Origin of the sequence: uncultured Campylobacter sp. (genome assembly GCF_937921625.1) — a bacterium.
Lineage (GTDB): Bacteria > Campylobacterota > Campylobacteria > Campylobacterales > Campylobacteraceae > Campylobacter_B.
Map to the genome: position 1 here is coordinate 49,001 of NZ_CAKZTI010000054.1, position 19,195 is coordinate 68,195.

A 19,195-nucleotide genomic window follows, 5' to 3' on the forward strand; every position below is an offset into this window, starting at 1 on the left:
TCAAATTTTAGCAATGATTTTCATCAACGTGCCGCGAGCGGTTAAATTTAAGCCGATCGTGCGAGCGACGCAAATAAATTTTGGCAAAATCGCGCGAGCAAATTTAAAAGTAAAGCCGCGCAGCTAAATTTAAAAATGGCCGCATTCGTAAATTTACAAAATTTACGAGCAGCGCCGCGCGGACGAAATTCTAAAATTCTAAAATTCCGCCCGCGAAAACCGCGTAAATTTCGCAATCTATAACATCATTGAAAAGATTATGCCGAATATGATTAGCGGGATATTAAAGAAAATAAAGGTCGGCACGCAGGTGTCCCACATATGGCTATGCTCGCCGTCGATATTCAGCCCCACGGTAGGCCCGAGCGTGCTATCGCTCGCAGGCGAGCCCGCATCGCCGATACCCGCGGCCACCCCGATGATAAAGATCGTCGCCGCCGTGCTAAAGCCCAGCTGCGCGGCTAGCGGGCAGTATATCGTAGCGATGATAGGGATCGTGCCGAAGCTCGAGCCGATACCCATCGTCACGAGTAGCCCGATGCCGATCATCAGCAGCGCGCCGCCTAGCTTGCCGCCGCTTAAAGTGCTCGCTACGTGCACCAGCTCGTTCACGCCGCCGGTTTCTTTTAAGATCGTGCCGTATCCTGCGGCGATCAGCATCAAAAACGCGATGTATCCCATCATATGCACGCCCTCGTCAAATACGCTATCCAGCTTTTTCCACTCAATGCCTTTGCTAGCAAGCATTACCAAAATTCCGCTAAGCGCGGCAAACGGAAGGGATTTGATCCAAATTTGCACCGCGAAGCACACCGCGATGCCCGCTAGAGCGCCCCACTCTCGCACACCCATCTTAAGCTCGCTAAAATGCGCATCCAGGCTCTCTTTGGTTTCGGCATACTCCCTCGGCTTGCGGTAGTAGATCACAGCTAGGATGAGGCCCACGAGCATCGGCACGGCGCTTAGCCACATCACGCTCGATATGTCGCCAAGGCTTACCGCGATGCCGTTTGCGTTCATATTTTTTTCGATTAGCCCCATAAAGATAAGCCCAAATCCCAGCGGCAGCGCCATATACGGCGTCTGCAAGCCGAACGTCAGCGCGCACGCTACGGCGCGGCGGTCGATCTTTAGCGAGTTCATGATCTTGACTAGCGGCGGGATCAAAATCGGGATAAAGGCGATATGCACGGGGATTAAATTTTGTGAAAAGCACGCAAAAAAGGCGATCGAAAAGATAAAGACGTATTTTTTGTCGCTGATTAAATTTGCCACCGCGCGCACCAAGATCGCCGTTAAGTTCGTCTTTGAGATCGCGCTTGCGATGACGCCTAACAGCAGATATGAAAGCGCGGTTTCTAAATTTCCGCCCATACCGAGGCTGCCGGCGTTTTCAGGGTTGCCGTTTATGAATAAATTTATGGCATCGCCCAGCGGGATATTGCTTGAGAGCACGGCGCATATCGTGCCGATTAGGATCGCGAGCATTACGTTGCACCTCAGCAAGCATAGCGCGCACATCACACAGATACTGATAAATACGGGATTGGTAAGCATCTTTTGCCTTTTTTGGAATTTTTGCAATTATATAGAATTTAGGGCTAAATTTTGCTAAAATCGCGCAAAAAATCGGCTAGGACAGCGATGAAATATTTTTACTCCTCTTTTGTAGTAAGCCTAATTGCGCTTGCTATCGCATTTTATATCGGCGGTGCTGGTGCCGCTTATATCTGTGCGCTTTTGTGCGCGCTGGAAATCAGCCTCAGCTTCGACAACGCCGTAGTCAATGCCAAGGTACTAAAAGATATGGCGCCGGTGTGGCAGAGCAGATTTATCCTCTGGGGCATTCCGATCGCGGTTTTTGGCATGAGGTTTTTATTCCCCGTACTAATCGTCGCCGCAAGCGCGCATCTGGGTCTTTGGGAAACCCTTGTGCTGGCGCTTAAGCAGCCGCACCGCTACCATGAAATTTTAAGCGAGAACGAAGCGCAAATTTACGTTTTCGGCGGCGCATTTTTGCTGATGGTCTTTTGCGATTTTTTCTTCGATGCGCGGCGCGAGCTACACTGGCTAGGCATAATCGAAAATAACGGGCTCGTGCGATTTTTAAAACGCATTCCAAACGCCCCCACGCTGATCGCTCTAGCCGCGGGGCTCGTGCTGCTTGCTAAAACGGGCTCGGCTACGCTCGGCACAGCGTATTTCGGCGCGATCCTGCTCTATCTGCTCATCTCCTGCTTCGACCGCCTTTTCGGCACGGACGGCGTAAAAAACGGCCTTGCGGGCTTTTTGTATTTAGAAACCCTGGACGCGAGTTTTAGCTTCGACGGCGTGATCGGCGCGTTTGCGCTAAGCGATAATATCTTCATCATCATGCTAGGTCTCGGCGCGGGCGCGATGTTCGTGCGCTCCATCACGCTGTATCTCATCGCCCGCGGCACGCTGTCGCACTTCGCGTATCTGGAGCACGGCGCGCACTACGCCATCGCGTGTTTGGCGTTTATAATGTTTGCCAAGCTGAAATTTGAAGTAAGCGAGATCATAACGGGCACCGTGGGGATATTATTCATCGCGCTATCGCTCCTTTCGTCGGTGCTTTACAACCGCCGCAACAAACGCAAGCTAATCGAAACGATCGCGGGAAACAACGAATAAAATTTCATCGCATATCTTGCTGCGCGCGAGATCAAATTTTAAAATTTCAAACCACTGCCGCAAGCGGTAAAATTCGCTCGCTTGCGCCGCGTTAAATTTCAAGAGACGCTAAATTTCAAAAAATGCCAAACTCCAAAAAGCGCTAAATTTAAAGCCGCGGGCGATGAGATTGAGATTTTACGAAAAGCATTAAATTTTATCCATCCTAGCGATCGCGCGAGCTTAAGCCTTTATCGCGCAATCTTTGTAACTCCTTGCCGCTGAGGGATGGGCTATTTGCGGGCTCGCCGCTCTCGCTTGCGCCGCCAAAAAATCCCTCATTCAAGCGCAGCTCGTCAATGATACCCAGAAGCTGCAAAACCTCGGCCTTTATCCGCTCGGCGTCTTTTAGCGTAGTGCGCGGCGAAAACAGCGCGGGCTCGAAGCGGTTTTTCGCGCCGTTCAAAAATAGATAAAATTTTCCGTCCATAAACGCCGCGCTAAGAGCGATCTTGGGCGCAAGCTTAAGCTTCAAAGCTCCGAGGCGATCCATAAAGCTAGGCGTCAAAAGATACCGCGCCTCTATCTTATCGCTTGCGAACACGCGAAATTCCTCTCCGAAAATCACGTCGTCCATCAGCTCCTGATCGCCTAAAAATTTGGTGCCGGGCGAGCGGTCCGCGATGATAGTTTGCCCCTTAAATTTCTTATAAAACTCGCACACCAAAACCGAGCCGCTAAAGGCTTGCACATATTCGCCGAGCCTCCAAGCGTTCCAAAGCGCGATCGCCGATAGCAAAAAAGCCGCGGAAAGATCGCTCTTGGACCTTTGAGATAGCCTTACAAGCTCCATAGACTCGCGCGTTTCATAGATTTTTATCGCCTCGCTTAGGCTAAATTTTACCCCTTTATACACGCCGTCTATCTGATCCTCGGCTACGAATTCATTATTCGGATAGATGCCCGTTTTGCGGATTTCTTCTTCGTCTATGCCGCTTCGCGGCTCGTATCTAAAGGCAGGATCGATATCTGAAATAATAGCGCGGATGAAAGCGTCTTTGTAAAAGGCGTTGTACTCCCACTTGGCGATGGAATCATCATAAATCCCCCATACGCAGCTTACCGCAATTATCGGGATCATCGCGGACATCAGCACGGCGGAGGAGTATTCGTTTTGGATCAAGCCGTGGATAAACCAGCCGACGGAAAAAACCGCGATGCATAGCAATAAAATCAGCGGTTTTAGAAATTTTATCTTGCACTGCTGCTGCTTTTTTGCCAGCTCCTCTATCACCCTATCCATATCCAAAATTTAACTCCGAATTTGATTTGCCGAAATTTTGCCCTTTATTTTACGCTAAATTTTATTAAAATTTCATCCGTTAAGCGGGTTTAAGATTTTTTATGCTATTTTTGCGACCTATTTCGATCAAAAGGCGAGAGATGATAAATTTACCGAAAAATTGCGTGGTTTTTACCTACCCGAAAATGGGCAACAGCGGCAAATTTTTGCCCGCAGAGTTGCACGGCGTGGCGGGGCTTACGGGCTGCACGCTTCAGTGCAAGGCCTACGAGGGCGCGCTTGCGCAGATAAAAGCCCTCGGCTTTGAGCTTATCGCCGTAGGCAGCATGGGCGAGGCGGGCACGAGCGAGTTTAAGCGCGCTACGGGCGCTACGTTTGAGTTCATAAACGACGAAAAATTCGAGCTTGAAGCGCCGCTGCAGCTCGAAACCTTCACCACCGGCGACGGGAAGAAATTTTACCACCGTCAAACCCTGATTTTTAAAGACGGCAAGGAGATAAAGCGCTTTAGCCGTATCGCTGAACCCGAGCAGGATGCGCAAAACGTACTTGCGGCGCTAAAGAGCCTGTAATCGATCGCTTTGGCGGCACGCTTTAAATTCGCGCTCCAAACACATTGCGACACAAAGCTGAAATTTAGGACAGAGCGCATTTTTATTAAATTCAGCATTTTTAATTAAAATGGCGCTAAATTTAACGGAGGCGGGTATGAAAAAACTTCTATTTTTGGCGCTATTTTGCGCACTTGCGGCAAACTGCGGCGAGAGCGCGCAGGCGGAAAAAGCTTCTGCGGCGGGCAAAACGGACAAAACAACGAGTATCGGCGAGACCGCAAGCGCGCGCTTTATAAAGAGCGGCAAAGCAAGCGTCGGCTCGCAAAGCAGCGCCGATGCGGTCATCCAAACTGACGGAATTTCGCGGGCGGATCTGCAAAGCTGCATCGTAAAAAGCGACGAAGGCTCCTGCGAGCGCGTCGCGCGCGGTCTGAAAAGCGGCTGCGAGCGCAAAGATCAGCTGTCGTGCTTTTTCTACGCAGATGCGCTAGGGCGAGGCTTGGGCGTGGAGAAGGACGTCGTGGCGTCGTTTGAGCTTTTTCGCGAGCAGTGCGATGCCGGCAGTAGCGAAGCTTGCTACGAGCTGTCGGTCAAATATCTCCAAGGAATAGGCACTCCTCAAAGCTTTGAGCTCTCGGGGCAGGCGCTAGATAAAGCGTGTAAAATGCACAACAAGCGCGCCTGCGCGGTGCTCGATCTACTGCCGAAAAATTAGTACAGAAGAGGCAAAGCGCTTCTTTGAGCGGCACAGAATTGCTTTTTAGGGCTAGACCGCGTAGATTGCCGGACGCCTTGTAAATTTCGCCGCACGAAAGCTTAAATTTTACAACTCGCACCTAGATGAGCGTGCGATCCGCATTTAAAGGCGCCGACCACCGCGTAGCAGCCCCGTCCTGCTTCGAATGAGCGAGGTTCGGTTTTAAAATTTAAAGCGATTTTCGTGGGTGCGGCGCACGATGAAGCGGTAAATCAAAGCGTGCGAGCGGATAAACGAAAAAGGAGCAAAGATGAAAGCTTTAAAGCTTGCGCTGGCGGCGGCGCTGGCGCTTAGTTTGGTAAACGCGGACGGTGAAGCCAAAGAGTTTAAATTTAGCGGCGCAAAAACCAGTGCGCTTTTAGCAAAATGCAGCAAAAAGGACGCCGCCGCATGCTACGAAGCGGCGATGAGATACGAGCTGGGCGGTCGCGGCGTCGTGCGAAACCGCTTCAAAGCACAGGGCTTTTTCGCAGACGCGTGCGAGCTCGCCACCCTCGCCGAGCGGAAGCAGGGAGGCAAAACGGACGGCGCGGGCGGGCGGGCGATGAGCGATCTGCGCGAGCGAGCCTGCCTAGGCAATGCCGCGGCGCTGGAGAGCTTCGCGAGCGGGCAGTGCCGCAACCTCGTGATATACGACGAGCTTTGCGAGGGCGGCTCGCAGGAGGCGTGCGACAATCTGGCGCGGATGAAGCGCGAAGGCTGGGCGCCTAAGGAGAGCTGCAGCGATGAGATAGTCGCAAAATTCGGCGACGGCAAGCCACAAAGATAAAATTCCACCCCATTTCACGGCGATAGAGTTTAAAATTCCACGAGTATAAAATTTGCCGAAATTTTAGTAAAACTCGACCGAAAATAGTGACAAGGCGGGCTAAATTTTGAATTCTAAAACGCGTTTAAATTCATGTATTGAGTGGCGTCAATTTTTGGGCTCAGCAAAGATTATAATTTGTGCGGCAAGGCTCTTTGAATTGTAAATCGTGCGTGACGGCCAGGCTAAAATTTTAAGAACTAGAATTTAAACAAAATCTGAAATTTAGTCGTGACGATGATATAATTTTTAGAATTTTGCAAGCGTAAAATATCAAAATTTTGTGTATCTATATCGAGCCGTTCCCAAAAAAAGCGCGGTCGAAATTTTAAATTGCCGTCTTGCGTGTAGTGGCAAGAATTTTAGGCAGAGGGAATTTCAATTAATGTGGATTAAAATATAGGTGCGGCGGGCAAATGCGTGCACCGCAAGCGATGTAATTTCAAATATGAGTTCAAGGCTCGCTAGACGCGGAATTTGAACGCCACGAGCGATAAATTTTTAAAACGCCTATTTTAAAATTGCGAGGCCGGGATTTAAATTTAAGTGCGGTGAGTGATTAAATTGCAAAAGGAAGCTTAAATTTAAATATCGCAGCTCACAAATTATGCGATGAAATTTTGCGCCTAAATTCCGCAAGATTTGGTGCGAGATAAGCGTTTAATGATATCGTAGCTAGATCATTAACCAAGCTTCAATCACGCTAAAACCCTATTTACCGAGCGCTCGCGCAAGCGGGTATTGCAAACCGCCGAAGCAAAAAAGCTTGATCAAAAGCGTTTGCGGCGTATATCCCAACCGACCGCCCCCCCATATTTTGCTCTATAGCCTAGCTCGCGCACGAAATTTTAGGATTTTGAAATTTAGCGCAAAAATATTATAATTTCGCCCAAATCACGGCTAGGACAGAAAATGAACTCACGCGTGCAAAACAAATATCTAAAATCAAAAATTATGAGCGCCGAGGAAGCCTGCGAGCTGATCCCAAATGGCGCATCGGTGGGCTTTAGCGGCTTTGTTGGGGCTGGCTGCGCGCTAGCGCTACCACAAGCCCTGGCACAACGAGCGACAGCACTGCACAAAAAAGGCGAGCCCTATCAAATCGAAATTTTTACAGGCGCATCGACCGATCCGCTTTTAGACGGAGTTTTGGCAAAAGCAGGTGCCGTGAGCTTTCGCGCGCCGTTTTTTACGGATGCCGATATGCGCCGTGCGATAAATAGCGGCGCCGTGCGATACGCAGACGTGCATCTATCAAGCCTTGCCGCGCAGCTTAAGGCGGGCTTTTTTCCGCATCTAAACTTTGCTGTGATCGAAGTGGTAGCGATTAAAGAAAGCGGCGAGCTCGTGCCGTCCACATCGCTAGGCAACAACCAAGCCTGGCTCGATATCGCCGATCGCGTGATTTTAGAAGTGAATTACTATCAGCCGCTTGAGCTTGATGGCATTCACGACGTTACGGATCTGCGCCTGCCGCCGCATGCTGAGGAACTGCCGATCAAGCATGTAGGTGATCGCGTAGGCAGCCCATACATGCATGTAGATCCCGCCAAAGTAATCGCTGTCATAGAGGCTAGGACGCATGATCGCGTCAATAATTTTACCGCCGTGGATGAAATTTCAAGCGCGATTGGGCGCAACGTCGTAAAATTCCTAAAAAACGAGGAGGCTTGCGGCAGACTTCCCGCAAAGAAGCTGCTGCCGCTACAATCGGGCATCGGCAACGTCGCTAACGCCGTGCTTAGCTCACTACAAAATGCTGGCTACCAAGGGCTGCAGTGCTACTCCGAGGTGATCCAAGACGGCATGCTAGATCTTATCAAAAGAGGCGTCGTAGGCACTGCAAGTGCCACAGCGCTATCGCTTAGCCCTGCAGGTGTCGAGGAATTTCAAAAAAACATCGATTTCTACCGCAAGCACATCATACTGCGCTCACAAGACGTCTCCAACTCGCCAGCGCTCATCAGAAAGCTCGGCGTCGTGTCGATGAATGGCATGCTCGAGGCAGATATCTACGGCAACGTAAACTCCACCAACGTCATGGGTTCGCAGATGAAAAATGGCATCGGCGGTAGTGGCGACTTCGCTCGCAACGGATATTTGTCGCTATTTTTGAGCCCGTCGCTCGCTAAGGGCGGCGCGATTAGCGCTATCGTGCCCTTCGTGAGCCACGTCGATCATACCGAGCACGACACTCAAGTCATCATCACCGAATACGGCATCGCCGATCTGCGCGGTAAATGCCCTCGTGAGCGTGCTCGCGCGATGATAAGCATCGCGCATCCCACTTACCAAGACGCGCTGAGAGATTATTTCGAGCGGGCATGTGCGCAGCCCTGTGCGGGGCATACTCCACACATCCTAAGCGAGGCGCTGTCGTGGCATCAAAGATTTAAGGATACGGGGAGCATGAAGGCTTAGAGCGAATTTACTTGAGCTAATGCACTAAAGCCTAAAGATTAAACCCATTCTTGCTGAAGTGGGAAGTTTGCACTTAAAAATTCTGTCTGCATTTGAAAGCTCTATCGCTACTTAGAGCAAGGCGTGCTAAAATTTTATTTTGCAAAGCTCGCGCGAAATGTTATAAAACGAATGGATCGAAATTTGCGCCATAAAATTTTAAAATTTGCAGGCGGATTTAAGGTGCGGAATTTAAAATTTTATCGCTACGGAATTTTAAAATTTAGCCCTAAATTTGCAGTTCGCGCATTTTAAATTTTAAAATTCTACGGCTTAGAATTTTAAAATTTTGAACTTCGCAAAATTTCATCCATAAATCCGCTATTAAATTTTAAATTTAGCTCTCACTTCATTTGCCACGCGTAAGCTTTTTTGGCAATTTAGCTATAAGGCGCGCCATAAGTTCGCGATAAAACCGCGTAGTATTTGCCAAGATAAATTCCTATGAATTAAAGCGGCGACTTGCTAAATCAGAATTTCTCACCTTACGAAGGCGATCTTTGGGCTATAAATTTAAAGAGGCGGGCTATAAAGTCGCGGCGAGATGAGATTAGAATTTTATCCTCGAAGGCTCCATCGGCTTGCTGTAGAAGTAGCCTTGCATATATTTAATCCCCATCTCTTCTAAGATGATTGAAATTTCGTGGTTTTCTACGTATTCGGCGATGAGCTCGTAGCCCTGCTTGCGCGCGAAGTTAGCGATGGTTTCGACGATAGCGCGCGAGTTTTTATCGTTTGCGATGTTTTTGATGAGTGCTCCGTCGATCTTTATGTAATCCACGTCGAGCGTTAAAATTCTATAGTAGTTGGAGTATCCGCTGCCAAAATCGTCTATCGCGACCTTGCAGCCGTAGTTTTTGGCTACGGCGATGAAGCTTCTAAGACTCTCGTAATCGTCAAATTCCTCGCTTTCTAAAATTTCGATGAATAGATTTGAAGCATTTGGGCTGGATGCGAGCTTGCGCTCTAAAAGCTCTTTGATGCCTTCGTTTGCGATGTCAAAATATGAAAGATTTATGCTAAAGCAAGTTCCCGCGAAGCGGTCTAGCAAGCGAAAGGCTTCGTTTATTACGACCTGAGTTAGCGGGATGTAGAGAGAGGTTTGCTTTGCGATGTCGATAAACTCACCCGGGCAGCGCGTCTTGCCCGAGCGGTCGATTAGGCGGATTAGAATTTCATATACTAACGGGACATAATCACCGCCCTCGGTGCCGTAGGTGTTACCACTAGGATCGCGGTGGGTGATATCAAATATGGGCTGAACAAGCACAAAGACTTGATTTTTCTTGATCGCATTTTGAATGGTGTTGATCATAATCTGATTTTGCAGATATTTTTCCTCAATCGCATTTGGGCGCGAATAAAAGCCCACGTGCTCGTTTTTGCTCTGCGCCTCATACATCGCCATAACCGCCTGAAAGACCCTATTTGCGCCACCCGCTACGTCGGCACGCTCGCTCACGCCCATCGTGATATTTAAAGGCGCGGAGGCAAAGCCCTCGGTGGTATGGAGATTAAAAACCTTGTCGGTGAAGTATTTATTTATGATCTCCGCGTCGCGCGCGACATTTAGTCCCTCGTAAAATAGGCAAAACTCATCCGATTGGATGCGAAAGATACTAGCTTTGATCTCGTGCGATTCGATACACATCGCAAGCGTACGCGCAAAGGAGCGCAGAATTTCATTCGTCGTCTCCGCCTTGTAAAAAAGCCGTAAATTTGCAAAATTTACGATAGTTATGTAGATCGCTACGCCCGTTTTTTCGGCGTTTATTAGCTCATATAGCGCTGCTTCGTTGCCCTGACCCGTAAGATGATCGATATAGACTTGATTGTTTAAGCTCTCCTTTGCGCTCGCAAGAGCTAGTTTCATAATCTCGCGCTCACCGATGTCATGAGTGTAAAGCGCATATAGCGGCGGCTTGGATGCAGCCACGATATTTGCTAGTCTTAGGCTTACATCGGCTAGCTCGCCGTTTTTACGGAGCAGGCGCGTATCTTTGGCGCTTTTATTTACCATCGTAGGAAGTTCGATCCCTTTATCTTTGGGCATCAAAACTCCAAGATCGCTCCCTTGTAGCTCGCTTTGTTCGTAGCCGCTTAAGCTAAGCGCGCTTTTATTAGCGTATAAAATTTTAAAGTTTTGATCTGCTAAAACTATCGCTTCGCCTGCCTCCTCGCATAGCGCGCGATAGGGCGCGAGGGCGCGTTTACTACGCAAAGCATCGGAATTTATGATGTAAGTAAGCAGTAAAAACGACAAAAACACCGCCGTGTAAAGCATCGTCATTTGCATAAACGAGCCGTAAAATTCCTCGCTAGCGTAAGAAAATCGCTCGCGCAGGCTTGCGAAGCGCTCGTTGAGCAACGAGAGATTATCGCTTACAATGATATTTTGCCGCTCGAAATTCCTTAAAATTTGCCGTGCGATTCCTATAAACGCAGCTTCGTCGGGGCTTGACGCATCTGCGCTTTCTAGCGCACTTTTTAAAGCGGAGATCTCGGAGCGATTTTTATAATTAAGCCCTAAAATTTGAGAGTAGAGATTTGCTCTTTGCGCATTTGCGCCACTGGATAAAAATTTTTGCTGCAGACTTTGAAAAAGGATTAAATTCTGCGAATTTAAAGCCCCAAGCTCGTCCAAAAGTGAAATCTTATCGCTAAAAGCGTTTCCGATCGCGCGCACATCGCTGCTAAGTCCGATTTTATCGATGATTTTGTCTTTTTGTAAAGCTTGCAGCACCTGATAGATGCCGCGCATATCGGCATTTGCGATCGAAAAGTCCCTTCTTGCGATCTTTGCATCAAATAATATATTTAAGCGGTTATCGGCGTTATCGATCAAAGCTAGCTCGCGCGAAATCGTGCTAAATCTCGCTACATCTCTTAGCGACGAGAAATAATTCCCGGCGATGATTATGCCTAATATCATAATCCCCACCATCAAAGCCCACATTATCTTATCTTTCATCCTGCGCCTCCGTCATCTCGCCCTTAAGTGTAGCCAAAAAGCTCATCAAAGCATCAAGCTCCCCATCGTTAAGATCGTATTTTAGCAGATCCTTTGCGATCTGTCGCACCGCAAGACGCAAATCCGTCTGCCCGTTTACGTAAGGTGCGGTTTGCGTGATATTACGCAAGCTAGGCACGCGGCGCAACTCAAATCCGTCGGAAGTGAACCTATGCCTAGGCGCATCCTCCTCTTCCGCGCTTGGGCGAATTTTAGTAAAACTGCCGGTGCCTAGGCTAACGCCGTTGTGACATGCCGAGCACAGCCGCACAAAAAGCACATATCCGTTATATTCGGCATCATTTAGCTTAACCTCGCCGCGCAAAAATCGGTCAAATTTGGAATTTATCGCCGTTTTGGACTTTAAAAATTCCGCCAGCGCATCAATGAAGTTCGCCGTATTCGCCTCGCCGTAAGCACTTTCAAAAGCCTGCTTGTAGGCTAAATTCTTCCTAATAAGCTCTAAAATTTTATCTTCGCTCGCATCAAGCTCGTTCGTGCCAAAGACCGACGCTGCGATCCGCGCTTCAAAGCCCGCGAAATTATAATCGCCTAAGTAGCGATCAAAGTAATAAGAATTTATTAGCGTAGGCACGCGTCCATCGCGTACTGAAGCGCCTGAGTCGTTTAGATAGAAGTTATGGCAGCTCTCGCAGGAGCGGCCTTTGCTACTAAATCTTACATCGGTAAAAATTTTTGCGCCCAGCCGCGCCTTTTGTGGGTCATATTTAGGCATCTCAAGCGGCGAGAAAAGATTGCCGCAAAGCCCCAAAACCGGCGCCAGGCTAAATATAAAACAGCTTAAAGCTCGCTTCGATCTCATCGCTTATCATCCCGCCTTTAGCCCGCTTTTTCAAAAGCTCCTCGATCTCGCGCTCACTAGCCTCCGCGCCGTCCATATGCAGGTGCCACGCGGCGTTTTGCACAGCTTCTTGCAGGCTGCGTTTTTGCTCGCGCTTTTCGGTTAAAATTTCGCTTTTAAATTTGATGTCGCGCGCCCCGAGCAGCGCCTCAAACTTTTCGGCGGCGGTAGCAAGCCTTTTATGCCCCGTGCCGAAGCGCTCAAAAAGCGGCGCCAGCATCGATGAATTACGCTCGCTCGCCCAGTTTAGATAAATTTTGCGCTCGCCCAAAGCCAAAAACGCCTCAAAATCCTCCGTGCTTTTTAGCGCGGGGCTCATCGTAAGAAACGCGATGTCAAAAGCTGCGGGAATTTTAAAATTTTCGCTCCCTCGGGTTTTGCTCGCGGCGTCTTTAAAATTTAAAGCCCGCGCTTCTTGAGCTTGCGCGTTTGAAATTTCGCTTTGCGAGCGCGGATAAATTTTAAAATTTTCGCCCGCCGCGTCTGCAAAGCTATCGCGGCTCAGCCGCTCGAAAAACTCCGCAAAGCTTAAATTTAATACGTTTTGCAAGCTGATGCCAAACTCCTCCGCGCTGCGCCTTAGCTCGCGCAACATCCCCTCCGAGCTATCGATCGCCGTAACCTTAGCGCCCAGCGACGCGAGATATAGCGAGTAAACCCCCGTGCCGGTGCCCACGTCGAGCACGCTTTTGCCCGCAAAGCTCACGCCCCAGCCGCGCAGTATCTCAAACACCCGCTTACCGAAATCCCCTAACTCGCCGCTAAATTTAGCGTAACTTTCGGACTTTTTATCCCAGCTATTTTCATGTGCTTTTTCGCCGATTTTCTCCACCGCTAGCCTTTAAATTTTTCGTAATAATAGCAAAATTTGGCAATTTTTCCGAATTTGGGCTATAATAAATGCTTTCAAAATCTAGGCGAAAGGGCGTTCATGGCGGACGTGACGATAAGAAATTTAAACTTTGCTTACGAAAAACGCGAAATTTTAAAAGATATAAACTTAAACTACGAGCTACGCGATTTTTTAGCAATTTTCGGGCCCAACGGCGGCGGCAAAAGTACCCTTTTAAAGCTGCTTTTGGGGCTGCTGCGACCAAGCTCGGGCACGATCGAAATTTTAGGTAGATCGCCCGCGCTTGCCAGAGCGCAAATGGGCTACGTGCCGCAGTTCATCGCGATAAACAAAAGCTTTCCCATAAGCGTGCTCGAAGTCGTTTTAATAGGGCTGATAGATAAGAAAATTTTCGGCTTCTACTCCAAATCCGAGCGCGAGCAAGCCATGCAAGCTTTGGAGCGCGTAGGCATGCAGAGCTTAGCCTGCTGCCGTATCAGCGAGCTTAGCGGCGGGCAGAGACAGCGCGTTTACATAGCGCGGGCGCTGTGCGCGAAGACTAAAATTTTACTTCTTGACGAACCGCTAGCGAGCATCGATACGATGGGGCAGGTTCAAATTTACGAGCTTTTAAAATCCCTAAATGAGAGCGGCTGTGGCATAATTCTAATCAGCCACGACGTGCAGCTTGCGCTAAACTACGCAAACCGCGCTCTTTACGTCGCAAACGGCTCGGCGCATACTCATGAGATCGATCCGGGGGGCAGAGCGGAATTTTTAGAACACCTGCAACGCGAGCACGGCCACTTCTGCGCCGTCGATCTCGCGCTTAACGAATGCTGCTGCAAGGAGGGCGAAAATGGCTGAAATTTTATCTTACGATTTCATGCGAAACGCCCTACTTGGCGGGCTTTTAGTCAGCATAGTCTGCGGCGTCGTGGGCTCTTTAGTCGTGATAAATCGCATGAGCTTCATAGCAGGCGGCATCGCGCACGGCGCATACGGCGGCATCGGCATCGCGCTATTTTTAGGCATCTCGCCCGTGCTAGGAGCTAGCGTATTTGCGCTGTTTTTGGGGCTGCTAATCGCTTACGTCACGCTGCGAAACACCGAACGCTTTGACGCCGTAATCGGCGCGATATGGGCGTTTGGAATGGCGCTTGGGATAATCTTTGCCGATCTCACGCCAGGGTACAAATCCGATCTGATGAGCTTTTTATTCGGCTCGATCTTAGCGATAAATCACGAAAATTTGATCTTCATCGGCATTTGCGGCGCGGCATTTGCGGCGCTTACGGCGTGCTTTTACAGACAGTTTTTAGCGATCAGCTTCGATAAGGAATTTGCCCTGCTGCGCGGAGTTAATACGAGCGTCTTTTACTACGTCCTCGTAGTGATGGCTAGCCTCGCGGTGGTCGCGTCGATTCAGATCGTGGGGCTAATCTTGGTGATCTCGCTGATGACGATCCCGCCCTTCATCGCCGAAAAAATTTCAAAAAACTTAGGCTCGATGATGGCGATAAGCTGTGCGCTATCGGCGCTTTTCTGCGCGGCGGGACTTATTTTGAGCTTTAAGCTCAATCTAACCAGCGGCGCTTCGATAATCCTAGTCGCCTCGGTCTGCTTTTTCGCAAGCTCGATCTTTAGCAAACTTCGCGCCTAAAAGCCCGCCTAGCTCGCTAAGCAGGATGCCTGCGAGTATCAGCGCCGCGCCTAAAATTTGAAGCGCGCTTAGCTTCTCGCCGAAAGCATACCCCATAATGCCCGCGCTTACGGGCTCCAGCGCGAAAATCAGCACCGTTTTTATCTCGCTTACGCCGCGATTTTGCGCCATTGTTTGGATCACAAACGCCGCAACGGTAGCAAAGATCGAGGTCAAAACCAGTGCGAAAACGAAATCAAAGCTCGGCGAAAAGATCAAATTTCCAAGCACCTTTATCTCGCCTTCAAATTCCGCGTGCGGAGTGAAAACCGCCACGAGTAGCGCGCAGACGCAGACGCAGATGAACTGCACGATCACGAAGCCGTAGAGATTGCTTTTGCGCGCGCAGACGCCGGTAAATACGATGTGAAGCGCGTATGCAAACGCCGAAACTAGCGTCAGCCGCTCGCCTATGCCGAAACCCACCGCGCTTGCTCCGCTTAAAAAATACAGCCCCAAAAGCGCTACGACCGCGCCGCCAAAGGCGCTCGCACCGACCTTTTTGCCGAAGAACGCAAGCATCAAAAAGGGCACGATGACGACATTTAGCCCCAAAATAAACGCCACCGTCGAGGAGAGCGCATAATCAAGCGCTATGGTCTGGCAGGAAAAATCGCAAAATAGCATCAGCCCGCAAAACACGCCCCGCCCTATCGTGCCGCGGTCGAATTTGACGCCGAAGCGCAGGCAGGCGAGGTAGGTAAAAATACTCGCCGCCAAAAAGCGCCAAAACAAAAAGCTAAAAACGTCGCCGCTATGCAGCGCCCGCTGAACAGGCACGAAGGTACAGCCCCAAACGATCGCTACGAAAAGCAGTCCCAGATCCCATAGCCTGCTAGGCGGAGCGGGATTTTGCGCGCGGCTTTGCGCAGAATTAGAATTTTGCCCGAAACTCTGCGTAGAGTTCGAGCTTTGCGTGCAGTTTTGCGTAGAGGCAGAATTTTGCGCGGTAGCAGGGCTCTGCGTAGAATCAGAGCTTTGCGCGAAATCGAAATTCTGCGCGAAATTTAAGCTTCGAGCGGAGCTAGAATTCTCTGCCGAATTAGATTTCTTCGCAAAATTCCGCGCCTTAAAATTTTTCAATCCAAAGCTCTGCGGCGTATGAGCAGAGCTTGGGCAGATTGCAATGACCTCGGTAAAATTTTTCTTTGAGCGTCGCGTATGGGCGGCAGCGAGACTTTTTGCGAGGCTTAAATTTGGCTCGTTTACGATGCTTGCACGGCTTAGCGAACTTGCACTGTTTGCGCTGTTGCGAGTAAAATTTTCCGCAAAATTTAATATAAAATTTCGCTTGAAATTCTTTGTGGAATTTTCGCAAGGATCTGTTTTGGAGAATTTCGCGGAATTTAAAGCCCTGTTTTCGGCGTAGCTAGGAATCTGCGCGGGCTTTAAATTTAACGCAAAAGCCGCGAAATTTAAAGCGGATTTTCTTTCGAGATTTTTGACGCGCGGAGCGGAATAGGGCGCTACGAGACTGTGCACGGCAAAACCGACCGAGGCACGATTGCGTGCGGCGAAACCGGCCGAAGTGGGATAAAATTTTAAATCTCGCACGCTCATAAAATTTAACTCGGCGACCGCGTATTGAAATTTAAAATTTCTTTTGAAGCAGGAAGCGGGAGCGAAATTTACCGCACCGCCGGACGCTGTGTTTTCCGCGCACTCACATACCTGATTTGAGATAAAATTTAAAGCGGATTTTGAATTAAAATTTTCCGCGGGCTCCGAGATAGAATTTTTCATAAATTTAAAGTAGAATTTCGCTGAGATCTTATCGTGGTCGCGCGCCTATCTGACCGTCTTTATCGCGTTTAAAATCGCGCCCGAGTTTTTGCGAAACTCCCTTTCGTTTTTACTTAAAAAATCGAAGCTTTCGTTGATGAGCGCGCTGCTAAATTCGCTACTAAAATCGTCTCCGGGCTCGCGTCCAACGGCACTTTTAAAGCTTTTAGCAAAGCTCGCGTCGGCTCCTAGTTCGCGTGCCAAAGGGCGAATGATTTCGTAAATTTCATCAAAGGCGTTGGTGCGCAGATAGTGGCTAAATAGCACCTCGCCGCTCATTACTGCCTTAGTATCGGCTTCGGACATATCTTTTATTTTAGCGAGTAGGAGCTTTTTGATCGGCTCTACGGCAAGACTTAGCTTCTTGCTCGCCAGCCTTTGCATATTCTGCACGGCGATACTTTTTTTGCCCGCGCGCTCGGTAATGTAGCTAGGCAGATCAAGCTCGTAATCCTGCACGCCAGTGCGTTCGTATTCATTTGCGGCACGCTCTATCAAAGTGCTTAGTGAGTTTTTAAAATTTTCGCTATCGCCCGCGCCCGCACTAAGCATCACGTCCAGTCCCTTTACGGCAACCTCTTCCCAGCTAGCAGTCGCAAATAGCGGCAATAAACAAAGGATTAATTTTTTAAGCAAAGTTTTTCCCCAATTAAAGATTGATTATTTTATTTCGAAAATTTTAATGTATAATCAACGCTTTTATAATACCAAAAGGGCTAAATATGGAGCTTTTACTCATCGCTTTCGCGCTTGCGATGGACAGCGTAGCGCTTAGTATCTCAAACGGCGCGAAATATCCGAATTTTAAATTTGCGCAGATCGCGCGCATCGCATTTTTCTATGCGGCGGCTCAGTTTATAATGCCGCTTGCAGGCTACGCTTTGGGGATAAACTTCGTCAAATTTATCGCGCAGATCGATCACTTCGTCGCGTTTGGGATTTTATCGTTTTTGGGCATTAAGATGATCGCGGAATCCCGCCGCGAGCAGGACGAGCCAGATCCACGCCTAAGCACGAAGGAGCTGGTGCTGGGCGCGATCGCCACCAGCATCGATGCGATGGCCGTGGGCGTGACCTTTGCGTTCGGTGAGATAAACATCCTCTACGCCTGTTGCGTAATCGGGTTCGTCTGCTTCGCGCTGTGCGTCGTGGCGTGCTACGTAGGCAAGCTAACGGGCGAATATCTACACTCAAAGGCGCTCGTTTTAGGCGGCGTGATTTTGATACTAATCGGAGTTAAAATTTTACTCTCGCACCTCGGTATTATCGATATTTAGCGGCTTTTAAGCGCCGCTTTGCGATAATTTTTAAAACTAATACGCAGGAGCGAAAATGAAAAATTTGATAAACCTAACTAGCGGCGACTGCTTAAATTTGCGCGTGCAGGACAAAATTTTAATCAGCGAGAGCGTCAAAAACGGCAAAACTAGGCAGACGCAAAAGGAGTTTGCAAGTGCTGGCGAGGCGCAAAAAGCCTGCGAAAAAAGGAGTGGGAGAGCCTGAAAAAAGGCTACGTCCTGCAAAACAGCGACGCGAAAGCGAGCGAGGCGAGTTTGCACGTCTATATCGGCGGCGGATACACGGGCGCGCTAGCTAAGATAGATATCAATTTAAAGTCTCAAATGCTTTAACTTTGGTTTATGGTTTTTATCACACATTTTGGCGTATTTTACAGCTTTACGCATACTAGCGACGTGGCGATCGGCTCGTCGATACTCTTTTTGATGCCGGGCGTTTTTCTCATAAACTTGGTCTTTGATATCCTAAACGACAATACACTTGTGGGCATCAGCAGAGCCGTGAGCACGGGCATCCTGATACTTTGCATCGCGGGGCGCCTATATCACGCTCTCGCTTAGCAGCGCGGAGATTTTACATGTTTGAGATTTTGACCGCGACTCTCATAGACGGCGCTTTTGCCGCGGTGGCTGGGCTTGGCTTTGCCTACGCTAGCTCGCCGCCAAAAAGGACTCTCGCATTTTGCGCGCTTATTGCGGCATTTGCGCACACTAGCCGCTTTTGGATCATGCAGATGGGATTTTTAACATCAGCATCGCTACTCTCATAGTATCATTTTTAAGCGGGATTTTAGGTATGCTCTTTGCCAAGCGCCTAAAAGTACCGGCCGAGATCATAGCGTTTTTGGTGCTTTTGCCGATAGTGCTCGGAGTTTACGCGTATAAGGGCATTTTGACGCTGTTTTTTGTTTCTAAACGAGCCTGATATCGCTAAGAAAAACGAATACTTAATCATATTTTTCGATAACGCGATCACAACCACGACGGTCTCGCTAGCTCTAGGCGTGGGCGTTTCAGTGGTGCTGATTTCATTTTACGATCAGTCTTGATGATAACTAGAGGGGCGAAATTATAGAAAAGCAATAAAGCCTTGTATTTTTATTCCTAAGATATTTTGTATAAAGAAGTTATTTATATAAAATAATCTATAATACGAAATAGCATATAACAACATGTCTAGGAAATAAAAGGTA

At 48.9% G+C, this 19,195-nt stretch carries 17 protein-coding genes and 1 pseudogene; 11 read left to right on the top strand and 7 right to left on the bottom strand.

Going from position 1 to position 19,195, the window contains the following annotated elements; translation table 11 throughout:
• Positions 1-237: 237 nt before the first annotated feature.
• Positions 238-1,557 carry a Na+/H+ antiporter NhaC family protein gene (locus Q0101_RS08675; protein WP_297944444.1) on the bottom strand — a complete coding sequence of 440 codons (1,320 nt, stop codon included), beginning with the start codon at positions 1,555-1,557 and terminating at the stop codon, positions 238-240.
• Between the two features lie 87 nt (positions 1,558-1,644).
• On the opposite strand from Q0101_RS08675, the gene Q0101_RS08680 reads away from it, so the two are divergent.
• A complete protein-coding gene (locus Q0101_RS08680) occupies positions 1,645-2,655 on the top strand; it encodes a DUF475 domain-containing protein (protein ID WP_297944447.1) in 1,011 nt (336 codons plus the stop codon).
• A 205-nt stretch (positions 2,656-2,860) separates the two neighbouring features.
• Here Q0101_RS08680 and Q0101_RS08685 read toward each other — a convergent pair whose 3' ends face one another.
• Positions 2,861-3,937 carry a DUF3137 domain-containing protein gene (locus Q0101_RS08685; protein WP_297944450.1) on the bottom strand — a complete coding sequence of 359 codons (1,077 nt, stop codon included), beginning with the start codon at positions 3,935-3,937 and terminating at the stop codon, positions 2,861-2,863.
• 140 nt (positions 3,938-4,077) lie between these two features.
• Here Q0101_RS08685 and Q0101_RS08690 point away from each other — a divergent pair, with 140 nt between their 5' ends.
• The 4 genes from Q0101_RS08690 (at position 4,078) to Q0101_RS08705 (ending at position 8,477) form a co-directional block, all read left to right on the top strand.
• Positions 4,078-4,509, top strand: coding sequence for a redoxin (locus Q0101_RS08690; RefSeq protein WP_297944453.1), 432 nt, complete (start codon positions 4,078-4,080; stop codon positions 4,507-4,509).
• A gap of 136 nt (positions 4,510-4,645) precedes the next feature.
• Positions 4,646-5,206: a sel1 repeat family protein gene (locus Q0101_RS08695; protein ID WP_297944455.1), complete on the top strand. Its 561-nt coding sequence runs from the start codon at positions 4,646-4,648 to the stop codon at positions 5,204-5,206.
• A gap of 292 nt (positions 5,207-5,498) precedes the next feature.
• Positions 5,499-6,017, top strand: coding sequence for a hypothetical protein (locus Q0101_RS08700; protein WP_297944458.1), 519 nt, complete (start codon positions 5,499-5,501; stop codon positions 6,015-6,017).
• A 951-nt stretch (positions 6,018-6,968) separates the two neighbouring features.
• The gene (locus Q0101_RS08705) at positions 6,969-8,477 is read left to right on the top strand and encodes a succinate CoA transferase (protein ID WP_297944461.1); all 1,509 of its coding nucleotides are present in this window, start codon (positions 6,969-6,971) and stop codon (positions 8,475-8,477) included.
• Positions 8,478-9,066: 589 nt separating this feature from the next.
• Here the strand turns inward: Q0101_RS08705 and Q0101_RS08710 are convergent.
• The 3 genes from Q0101_RS08710 to Q0101_RS08720 are packed head-to-tail and all read right to left on the bottom strand — an operon-like array spanning position 9,067 to position 13,220.
• On the bottom strand, positions 9,067-11,487 hold the full coding sequence (locus Q0101_RS08710) for an EAL domain-containing protein (protein ID WP_297944464.1): 2,421 nt from the start codon (positions 11,485-11,487) through the stop codon (positions 9,067-9,069).
• Positions 11,477-12,349, bottom strand: coding sequence for a cytochrome c peroxidase (locus tag Q0101_RS08715; RefSeq protein ID WP_297944467.1), 873 nt, complete (start codon positions 12,347-12,349; stop codon positions 11,477-11,479). Before Q0101_RS08715 ends, Q0101_RS08710 begins: the two co-directional genes overlap by 11 nt.
• Entirely contained in the window at positions 12,312-13,220 is a 909-nt protein-coding gene (locus Q0101_RS08720; RefSeq protein WP_297944470.1) for a bifunctional 2-polyprenyl-6-hydroxyphenol methylase/3-demethylubiquinol 3-O-methyltransferase UbiG, read from the bottom strand. The genes Q0101_RS08715 and Q0101_RS08720 overlap by 38 nt, the downstream gene beginning before the upstream one ends.
• A gap of 99 nt (positions 13,221-13,319) precedes the next feature.
• Here Q0101_RS08720 and Q0101_RS08725 point away from each other — a divergent pair, with 99 nt between their 5' ends.
• A complete protein-coding gene (locus Q0101_RS08725; RefSeq protein ID WP_297944472.1) occupies positions 13,320-14,087 on the top strand; it encodes an ABC transporter ATP-binding protein in 768 nt (255 codons plus the stop codon).
• Positions 14,080-14,883 carry a metal ABC transporter permease gene (locus tag Q0101_RS08730; protein WP_297904212.1) on the top strand — a complete coding sequence of 268 codons (804 nt, stop codon included), beginning with the start codon at positions 14,080-14,082 and terminating at the stop codon, positions 14,881-14,883. Before Q0101_RS08725 ends, Q0101_RS08730 begins: the two co-directional genes overlap by 8 nt.
• Here the strand turns inward: Q0101_RS08730 and Q0101_RS08735 are convergent.
• Positions 14,827-16,665 carry a DMT family transporter gene (locus Q0101_RS08735; RefSeq protein ID WP_297944475.1) on the bottom strand — a complete coding sequence of 613 codons (1,839 nt, stop codon included), beginning with the start codon at positions 16,663-16,665 and terminating at the stop codon, positions 14,827-14,829. The genes Q0101_RS08730 and Q0101_RS08735 overlap by 57 nt on opposite strands.
• Positions 16,666-16,710: 45 nt before the next feature.
• Positions 16,711-17,340: a hypothetical protein gene (locus Q0101_RS08740; RefSeq protein WP_297944478.1), complete on the bottom strand. Its 630-nt coding sequence runs from the start codon at positions 17,338-17,340 to the stop codon at positions 16,711-16,713.
• Positions 17,341-17,426: 86 nt separating this feature from the next.
• On the opposite strand from Q0101_RS08740, the gene Q0101_RS08745 reads away from it, so the two are divergent.
• The 4 genes and pseudogenes from Q0101_RS08745 to Q0101_RS08760 all read left to right on the top strand — a co-directional run bounded on the left by Q0101_RS08745 (position 17,427) and on the right by Q0101_RS08760 (position 19,077).
• On the top strand, positions 17,427-17,981 hold the full coding sequence (locus tag Q0101_RS08745; RefSeq protein WP_297944481.1) for a manganese efflux pump MntP family protein: 555 nt from the start codon (positions 17,427-17,429) through the stop codon (positions 17,979-17,981).
• A gap of 55 nt (positions 17,982-18,036) precedes the next feature.
• Positions 18,037-18,207 (top strand): hypothetical protein, encoded by a 171-nt coding sequence (locus tag Q0101_RS08750; RefSeq protein WP_297944484.1) that lies wholly within the window; start codon positions 18,037-18,039, stop codon positions 18,205-18,207.
• Positions 18,208-18,344: 137 nt separating this feature from the next.
• Positions 18,345-18,563, top strand: coding sequence for a threonine/serine exporter family protein (locus Q0101_RS08755; RefSeq protein ID WP_297944486.1), 219 nt, complete (start codon positions 18,345-18,347; stop codon positions 18,561-18,563).
• Positions 18,564-18,580: 17 nt separating this feature from the next.
• Positions 18,581-19,077 (top strand): annotated as a pseudogene (locus tag Q0101_RS08760) (threonine/serine exporter family protein).
• Positions 19,078-19,195: the final 118 nt, after the last annotated feature.

Bases quoted from the DNA above. Each gene is read 5' to 3' on its own strand.
- Q0101_RS08695 (WP_297944455.1), top strand. From the start codon at position 4,646: ATGAAAAAACTTCTATTTTTGGCGCTATTTTGCGCACTTGCGGCAAAC.
- Q0101_RS08705 (WP_297944461.1), top strand. From the start codon at position 6,969: ATGAACTCACGCGTGCAAAACAAATATCTAAAATCAAAAATTATGAGC.
- Q0101_RS08690 (WP_297944453.1), top strand. From the start codon at position 4,078: ATGATAAATTTACCGAAAAATTGCGTGGTTTTTACCTACCCGAAAATG.
- Q0101_RS08715 (WP_297944467.1), bottom strand. From the start codon at position 12,349: ATGAGATCGAAGCGAGCTTTAAGCTGTTTTATATTTAGCCTGGCGCCG.
- Q0101_RS08675 (WP_297944444.1), bottom strand. From the start codon at position 1,557: ATGCTTACCAATCCCGTATTTATCAGTATCTGTGTGATGTGCGCGCTA.
- Q0101_RS08745 (WP_297944481.1), top strand. From the start codon at position 17,427: ATGGAGCTTTTACTCATCGCTTTCGCGCTTGCGATGGACAGCGTAGCG.
- Q0101_RS08700 (WP_297944458.1), top strand. From the start codon at position 5,499: ATGAAAGCTTTAAAGCTTGCGCTGGCGGCGGCGCTGGCGCTTAGTTTG.
- Q0101_RS08750 (WP_297944484.1), top strand. From the start codon at position 18,037: ATGAAAAATTTGATAAACCTAACTAGCGGCGACTGCTTAAATTTGCGC.
- Q0101_RS08685 (WP_297944450.1), bottom strand. From the start codon at position 3,937: ATGGATAGGGTGATAGAGGAGCTGGCAAAAAAGCAGCAGCAGTGCAAG.
- Q0101_RS08680 (WP_297944447.1), top strand. From the start codon at position 1,645: ATGAAATATTTTTACTCCTCTTTTGTAGTAAGCCTAATTGCGCTTGCT.
- Q0101_RS08725 (WP_297944472.1), top strand. From the start codon at position 13,320: ATGGCGGACGTGACGATAAGAAATTTAAACTTTGCTTACGAAAAACGC.
- Q0101_RS08730 (WP_297904212.1), top strand. From the start codon at position 14,080: ATGGCTGAAATTTTATCTTACGATTTCATGCGAAACGCCCTACTTGGC.
- Q0101_RS08710 (WP_297944464.1), bottom strand. From the start codon at position 11,487: ATGAAAGATAAGATAATGTGGGCTTTGATGGTGGGGATTATGATATTA.
- Q0101_RS08735 (WP_297944475.1), bottom strand. From the start codon at position 16,665: ATGAAAAATTCTATCTCGGAGCCCGCGGAAAATTTTAATTCAAAATCC.
- Q0101_RS08755 (WP_297944486.1), top strand. From the start codon at position 18,345: ATGGTTTTTATCACACATTTTGGCGTATTTTACAGCTTTACGCATACT.